The following is a 6,488-nucleotide window of genomic DNA, read 5'->3' on the forward strand; positions in this document are numbered from 1 at the left end:
GCCAGGTGCGCTACCTCGTCGCGGGAGATCTGGGACACGGCTGCAAAGCCTAGCCGCGGGTGCGGGACCCGGTGCACGCCCGTTGCCGATCGCGAGGCTGGGTCGAGCCGAAATGCCGTCGACACATCCTTATGCAACAGTGTTGGCCGTGCCCTCCTATCTGTTGCGCATCGAGCTTGTCGACCGGCCAGGAAGCCTGGGGTCGCTGGCGGTGGCGCTCGGTTCGGTGGGGGCCGACATTTTGTCGCTCGACGTCGTGGACCGCAGCTCGGGCTACGCGACCGACGACCTGGTGATCGAACTGCCGCCGGGGGCGATGCCGGACGCACTGATCACCGCCGCCGAGTCCCTGTCCGGTGTCCGGGTGGACAGCGTGCGCCCGCACACCGGACTGCTGGAGGCGCATCGTGAGCTCGAGCTCCTCGACCACGTCGCGGCGGCCGACGGCAAAGCGGCACGATTGCAGGTTCTCGCCAACGAGGCGCCCAAGGTCCTGCGCGTCAGTTGGTGCACGGTGTTACGCAGTTCGGGCGGCGAGCTGCAGCGCCTGGCGGGCAGTCCGGGCGCCCCGGAGACCAAAGCGGACTCGGCCCCGTGGCTGCCGCTGGACCGGGCCGTGACTCTGGACGGCAGCGCCGAGTGGGTGCCGAAGGAGTGGCGGGACATGGACGTGACGATGGTCGCGGCCCCGTTGGGCGACACGCACACCGCGGTGGTGCTGGGCCGTCCCGGCCCGGAATTCCGGCCATCGGAGGTCGCCCGGCTGGGTTATCTCGCCGGGATCGTCGCCACCATGCTGCGTTAGCGCGAGGGCGCGTGCGATCGGGACATCGCCACCGGATCGTCCTCGTCCCACACCGGATCGTCGTCGTCCCACAGCAGCAGCTGCCGAACGGCCGCGCGCGGACCGTAGGGCCGAAGCATGGTGCTGGCCGGGCGGGGTCGCACCCGTTGCGGCCACCAGAACCATCGCCCGAGAAGCCTCGCGACAGAAGGCGTCATGAATGACCGCACGATCAGCGTGTCGAACAGCAAGCCGAGGCCGATCGTCGTCCCGATCTGACCGAGCACCTGGAAACCGCTGAACACGAACGCACACATGGTGACGGCGAAAACGATGCCGGCCGAGGTGACGACGGAACCGGAACCGGCCATCGCCCGAATGATGCCGGTGTTGAGGCCGGCGTGAATCTCCTCCTTGAAGCGGGAGATCAACAGCAGGTTGTAATCGGATCCGACCGCCAGCAACAGGATCACGGCCAACGCCAGCACGACCCAGTACAACTGGACACCGAAGATGTACTGCCACACCAGAACCGACAGACCGAAGGAGGCCCCCAGCGAGAGGGCCACCGTGCCCACGATGACCAGCGCGGCGATCAGGCTGCGCGTGATGATCATCATGATCAGCAGGATGAGGCTCAGCGCGGCGAACGCCACGATCATCAGGTCGTATTTGGCGCCGTCTTGAATGTCCTTGTATGTCGCCGCGGTCCCGCCGAGATAGACGCCCGCGCCGGCCATGGGCGTGCCCTTCAAGGCCTCGTGCGCGGCCTTGGCGATCGGATCGATGTGCGAAATGCCCTCGGGCGTCGCGGGATCGCCTTCATGCGTGACGATCATGCGGGCGGCCTTGCCGTCCGGCGAAAGGAACAGTTTCAGCCCACGCTTGAAGTCGGGGTTGTTGAAGACCTCGGGCGGCAGGTAGAAGGTGTCGTCGTTCTTGGCCGCATCGAAGGCCCGCCCCAACGCGGTCGCGTTGTCGATCGCGGCCGCGGTCTGCGCGTAAATGCCGGACAGCGTGGCGTAATTCGCCAGACTCAGATCGCGATTGGTCTGCTGGCTCTGGATCTGCGGCGGGATGAGGGCCGTCAGTTTCGGCTGCAGCGCGTCGAGCTTGTCGAGGGACGCCGTCAGGTTTTCGAATTTCTCGGTGAGCTGGTCAATACCGTCGAGCGCGTCGAACAGCGATCTGAACGCGAAGCAGACGGGGATGTCGTAACAATGCTTCTCCCAATAGAAATAGCTGCGCACCGGCCGGAAGAAGTCGTCGAAATTCGCGATCTTGTCGCGCAGATCCTGGATGGTGCCGAGCGTGTCGTGAAAGCTTTGAGTCTCGTCGTGGGTGGTGCCGGCAAGCTGCTGCTGCAGCTCGTACTGCTCCTTCAAAATGTTGATGGTCTTGTTCAGTTCATTGGCCTGCTTGAGGGCGTCGTCGGCCCGATCTCGTTGGTAGGTAAGGTTCTGCTGCTGCGCCGCGCTGGAGTTGCTGACCACGAAGGCGAGCGAGCTGTGGACGAGCGGGGTGCCCAACGGCCTGGTGATGGTCTGCACCTGCGCGACCCCCGGAACGTGGAACACCGCCTTGGCCACCTTGTCCAAGACGAGCATGCTTTCCGGGTTGCGCATGTCGTGATCGGTTTCGACCATCAGCAACTCGGGCTCCAGTCGCGCCCTGGAGAAGTGCTTCTCGGCGGCGGTGTAACCGATGTTGGCCGGCGCGCTTTCCGGCATGTAGGGGCGGGTGTCGTAACTCGTCTTGTAGCCGGGCAAGGCGATCAGACCGACCAGAGCCAGCGCCGACGCCGCCGCGAGCACGGCGCCGGGCCACCGGACGATGGCGGTGCCGATCCGCCGCCAGCCACGCGTTCGGATCGCCCGCTTGGGGTCGAAGATGCCCACCATGGCGCCCAGTGTGAGGATCGCCGGGCCCAGGGTGAGCGCGGCGAACAGCGCGACAAGAATGCCCAACGCGGCTGGGATGCCCAGACTTTGGAAGTAGGGCAATCGGGTGAAGCTCAGGCAGGCCACCGCGCCGGCCACGGTGAGCCCGGAACCCAGCACGATGTGCGTCGTGCCGTGATACATCGTGTAGAAGGCCTTTTCGCGGTCCTCCCCGGTGCTGCGCGCCTCCTGATAGCGGCCTACGAAGAATATCGCGTAGTCCGTTCCCGCCGCGATCACCAACAACGTCAGCAGATTCGTCGCATACGTCGAAAGTCCGATCACGCCTGCGTTGCCCAGAAACGCGACAAGGCCTCGGGCGGCCGACATTTCGATGAGCACGGTGGCGAGCACCAGCAGCGTGGTGAGCACCGAGCGGTAGACGAAGAACAACATCACGGCGATCACCCCGACCGTGATCGCGGTGACCTTCGCGGTGCCCTTGCTGCCGACGTCGAACTGATCGGAGATCAGCGGCGCCGCGCCGGTCACGTAGGTCTTGACGCCCGGCGGCGGCTTCATGTGGTCGATGATGTCGCGCAGGGCCCCGACGCCCTCGTTGGCCAAGGCCGAGCCTTGGTTGCCTGCCAGGTTTACCTGAACATACGCGGCCTTGCCGTCGCTGCTCTGCGATCCCGCCGCGGTCAGGGTGTCACCCCAGTAATCCTGGACGTGTTGGACGTGTTTGCGGTCCCGTTCGATCCGGCGGACCATCTCGTCGTAGAAGCGGTGGGCGTCCGCGCCCAGCGGCTTGTCGCCTTCCAGCACGATCATCGCCGAGCTGTCGGTGTCGAACTCTCCGAACTTGTCGCCGATGCGCTTGATCGCCTTGAGCGACGGTGCATCTGGCGAGTTCAGCGCCACGTTGTGGGTTTTGCCCACGTCTTCCAGCTGCGGCACGGCGACGTTCGTGATGGCGGCCAGGGCCAACCAGAACAGCAGGATCGGCAGCGCGAGCCGGCGGATGGTGCGCGGGACGAATGGCCGCGACTGTTGATCGTTGCTCATCCAGATTTATCCAGACAGAAGGTGTAGGCGTCGACTTTGTTGACGGTGCGTTGGTCTTTCACTGCTCCGTTGACGGTGATGCGGCAGCCCAGGGTGTCCCCGTTGCCCTGCGCGACGACGTTGCCGATCACCGCGGGTTCGGTGGTGGTGATGGTGAACGACCAGGGCAGCGGAGCGTCCTTGACCTGCTGCGGCTGGGCGTTGACGTCGAGGTAGTTGATGGTGGCCACCGCGCCCGGTGCGCCGAAGACCTCGAGCACGACCTGTTTGGGGTTGAACGGGACGATCTCGTTGGACAGGCCGCTGTTGGCCGACGTGTTGTTGTGCGAACCGAAGATTCCGTGCAGGCGGTAGATTCCGAATCCCGCGAGCGCGACGACCGCCACGGCGACGAGCACCATCCACCCCCGCCTCACCAGGGACGTGATCGAAAAGCTTTTCACCCGTGAGCCTTTCGAAGATCGGGCGACAGAATCACAGTCCACCTGCCAACCCGGGATCGTGATCGACAGCTATGACAGTACGGTACTGGACCGTACTGCACAAGAGACGTGCGCGTACACACTCTGTTTCGCGTCGTTAGCGCCGGGTTACCCGGTGGTTCTGGTCAACCCCGGGATGAGAAACCCGTCTACGAGGGCTTGCACGGTGCGACGGGTGGGCGGCCGGCCCGGAATGATGGACCGGAAGATCAGATAGCCGGGCAACAGATCCCACAGCTCGTCGGAGACGACATCCTCGCTGATCTCACCGCGGTCGACGGCCTGCCGCAGTACATGCTGAATCAACGCCTTGCGTTGCTTGAGGAATTGCTCCTGTAATGCGTCGTTGAGCGCCGGGTGCCGCGACACCTCGACCATCACCGCGCGAATTGTGCTTGCGTGCTCGGTGCCGTGTCGACCACAGGTTTCCCCCAGACTAAGCAGGTCGCCGCGCAACGTGCCGGTGTCCGGCGCGACCGCGACCTGGCGGACGCCTTCGATGAAGGCGGCCAACACGAGTTCGGCTTTGGACGGCCAGCGGCGGTAGACGGTGGCCTTGCTGGCGCGCGCGGCGTTGGCCACCGCGTCCACCGTCAACTGGTCATAGCCGTGTTCCTGCAGCAGCGCCAGGGTCACGGCCAATATCTCGGCCTCGCGCGGCGACCACGGCGATGCCTGCTCGCACGGGTCGGCCGTCTGCGTCATAGAGCCCACGATAGAGCCGCTCGGGCGTTGCGGACCAATTTCGGTGCAGTCAAACCGGCAGAATGTCAGTTCGTCAGCGGGAGCCCATCAGTGCGCGTTCGATGTCGGCGAGCAGGTCGTCGGTGTCTTCGATACCGAGCGAGATGCGCGCGAATCCGTCGGCGACCGGGTCTCCCCAGCGCGCCCGGCGGTCCACCGATGTGTGCAGGCCCCCGAAACTGGTGGATGCGATCAGCAGCTCGCTGTGATCCACCAGCGCGTGCACCGCGGCCGCGTCGGCCAATTCGACCGAAACCAGTGCCCCGAATCGGCGCATCTGCGTCATGGCCACCGGATGCGCCGGGTCGTCGGCCAATCCGGGGTAGCGCACCGTCCGCACCGCCGGGTGACGGGCCAACATGGTTGCCAGCGCCCGGGCGTTCTGGCATTGGCGTTCGAAGCGCAATCCGGCAGTTCCCATGCTGCGCAACAGAAGCCACGCATCAAATCCGCCCAGGATCGCACCCGCGAGCAGCCTGTGTCGCTCCGCCGCGGCGAGCAGTTCGGGCTCGTTGGCGGCGACGTAGCCCGCCAGCAGGTCGCCGTGACCGGACAGGGCCTTGGTCGCGCTGGCCACCACCGCGTCGGCACCCAACGACAACGGCTGCTGGCCCAAGGGCGTCGCAGCGGTGTTGTCAACGATCAAGCGGGCGTTGCGGCGCCGGCAGATGGCGGCCAATCGGTGCACATCGATCACGTCCAGCGCCGGGTTGGTGGGCGTTTCGGCCAGCACCACGTCGGCTTCCGCGGCGGCGTCATAGATCTGCGAGCTCGACGCCTCGATGACCGTCACACCCCCGGGCGCCAAGTCTTCGCGCGCGTAGCGGCGCACCTGGTAGTAGCCGTCGGCCGGCACCACCGCCGTCGACCCCGGCATCGCCAGCGCGCGCAGGACGGCGCTGATGGCCGCCATGCCCGAGCCGAACACGCGGGCACCGCTGGCTCCCTCCAGCTCGGCGAGCGCCGACTCCAGTTGCCGCCAGGTCGGATTGGAGCTGCGGCCGTAGCTGTCCAGCGCGCCGGTCTCGTCGTCGGACAGGTGATAGGTGGCGGCGAGCACCGCCTGCGGCGCTACCGGATGACCCGAAACGGCTTGCACACCAATGGCTTTGAGGCTGCGCGTGGAATCGCCGTATCGGCTGCTCATCGGCTCACTCCGCCAGGGGATCGGATCGGCCCTCGGCGAGCAGCTTGCGGAAGCCGTCCTCGTCGAGGACGGGCACCCCAAGCTCGATCGCCTTGTCGTACTTGGAACCCGGCGAATCGCCTGCCACGACGTAGTCGGTCTTCTTCGACACCGAGCCCGCAGCCTTTCCCCCGCGTGTCAGGATCGCCTCCTTGGCGTCGTCGCGGGAAAAGCCGGCGAGCGACCCGGTGACCACCACGGTCAGCCCCTCCAGCGTGCGTCGCACGCTGGTATCGCGTTCGTCGGCCATCCGCACGCCGGCGGCCCGCCACTTGTCGACGATCGCGCAGTGCCAGTCGACGGTGAACCATTCGGTGAGTGCCGCGGCGATCGTCGGGCCGACG

Annotated in this window: 6 protein-coding genes; 1 reads left to right on the forward strand and 5 read right to left on the reverse strand. The window is 66.1% G+C overall.

What is annotated here, in order from left to right:
• Positions 1–148: 148 nt before the first annotated feature.
• Positions 149–805 (forward strand): amino acid-binding protein, encoded by a 657-nt coding sequence (locus A5652_RS07090; RefSeq protein ID WP_156745198.1) that lies wholly within the window; start codon positions 149–151, stop codon positions 803–805.
• Here the strand turns inward: A5652_RS07090 and A5652_RS07095 are convergent.
• From A5652_RS07095 to A5652_RS07115, 5 genes are all read right to left on the reverse strand, one after another.
• A complete protein-coding gene (locus A5652_RS07095) occupies positions 802–3,732 on the reverse strand; it encodes an RND family transporter (RefSeq protein WP_067348357.1) in 2,931 nt (976 codons plus the stop codon). The two genes, A5652_RS07090 and A5652_RS07095, sit on opposite strands and share 4 nt — an antisense overlap.
• The gene (locus A5652_RS07100) at positions 3,729–4,160 is read right to left on the reverse strand and encodes an MmpS family transport accessory protein (RefSeq protein WP_369805760.1); all 432 of its coding nucleotides are present in this window, start codon (positions 4,158–4,160) and stop codon (positions 3,729–3,731) included. Before A5652_RS07100 ends, A5652_RS07095 begins: the two co-directional genes overlap by 4 nt.
• 162 nt (positions 4,161–4,322) lie before the next feature.
• A complete protein-coding gene (locus A5652_RS07105; protein ID WP_156745199.1) occupies positions 4,323–4,931 on the reverse strand; it encodes a TetR/AcrR family transcriptional regulator in 609 nt (202 codons plus the stop codon).
• Between the two features lie 61 nt (positions 4,932–4,992).
• The gene (locus A5652_RS07110) at positions 4,993–6,105 is read right to left on the reverse strand and encodes a cystathionine gamma-lyase (protein ID WP_067348366.1); all 1,113 of its coding nucleotides are present in this window, start codon (positions 6,103–6,105) and stop codon (positions 4,993–4,995) included.
• Between the two features lie 4 nt (positions 6,106–6,109).
• On the reverse strand, positions 6,110–6,488 hold a 379-nt coding region (locus A5652_RS07115; RefSeq protein WP_304441764.1), incomplete at its 5' end, for a BRCT domain-containing protein.

It is taken from the genome of Mycobacterium sp. 1165178.9, from assembly GCF_001673555.1.
Classification (GTDB): domain Bacteria; phylum Actinomycetota; class Actinomycetes; order Mycobacteriales; family Mycobacteriaceae; genus Mycobacterium.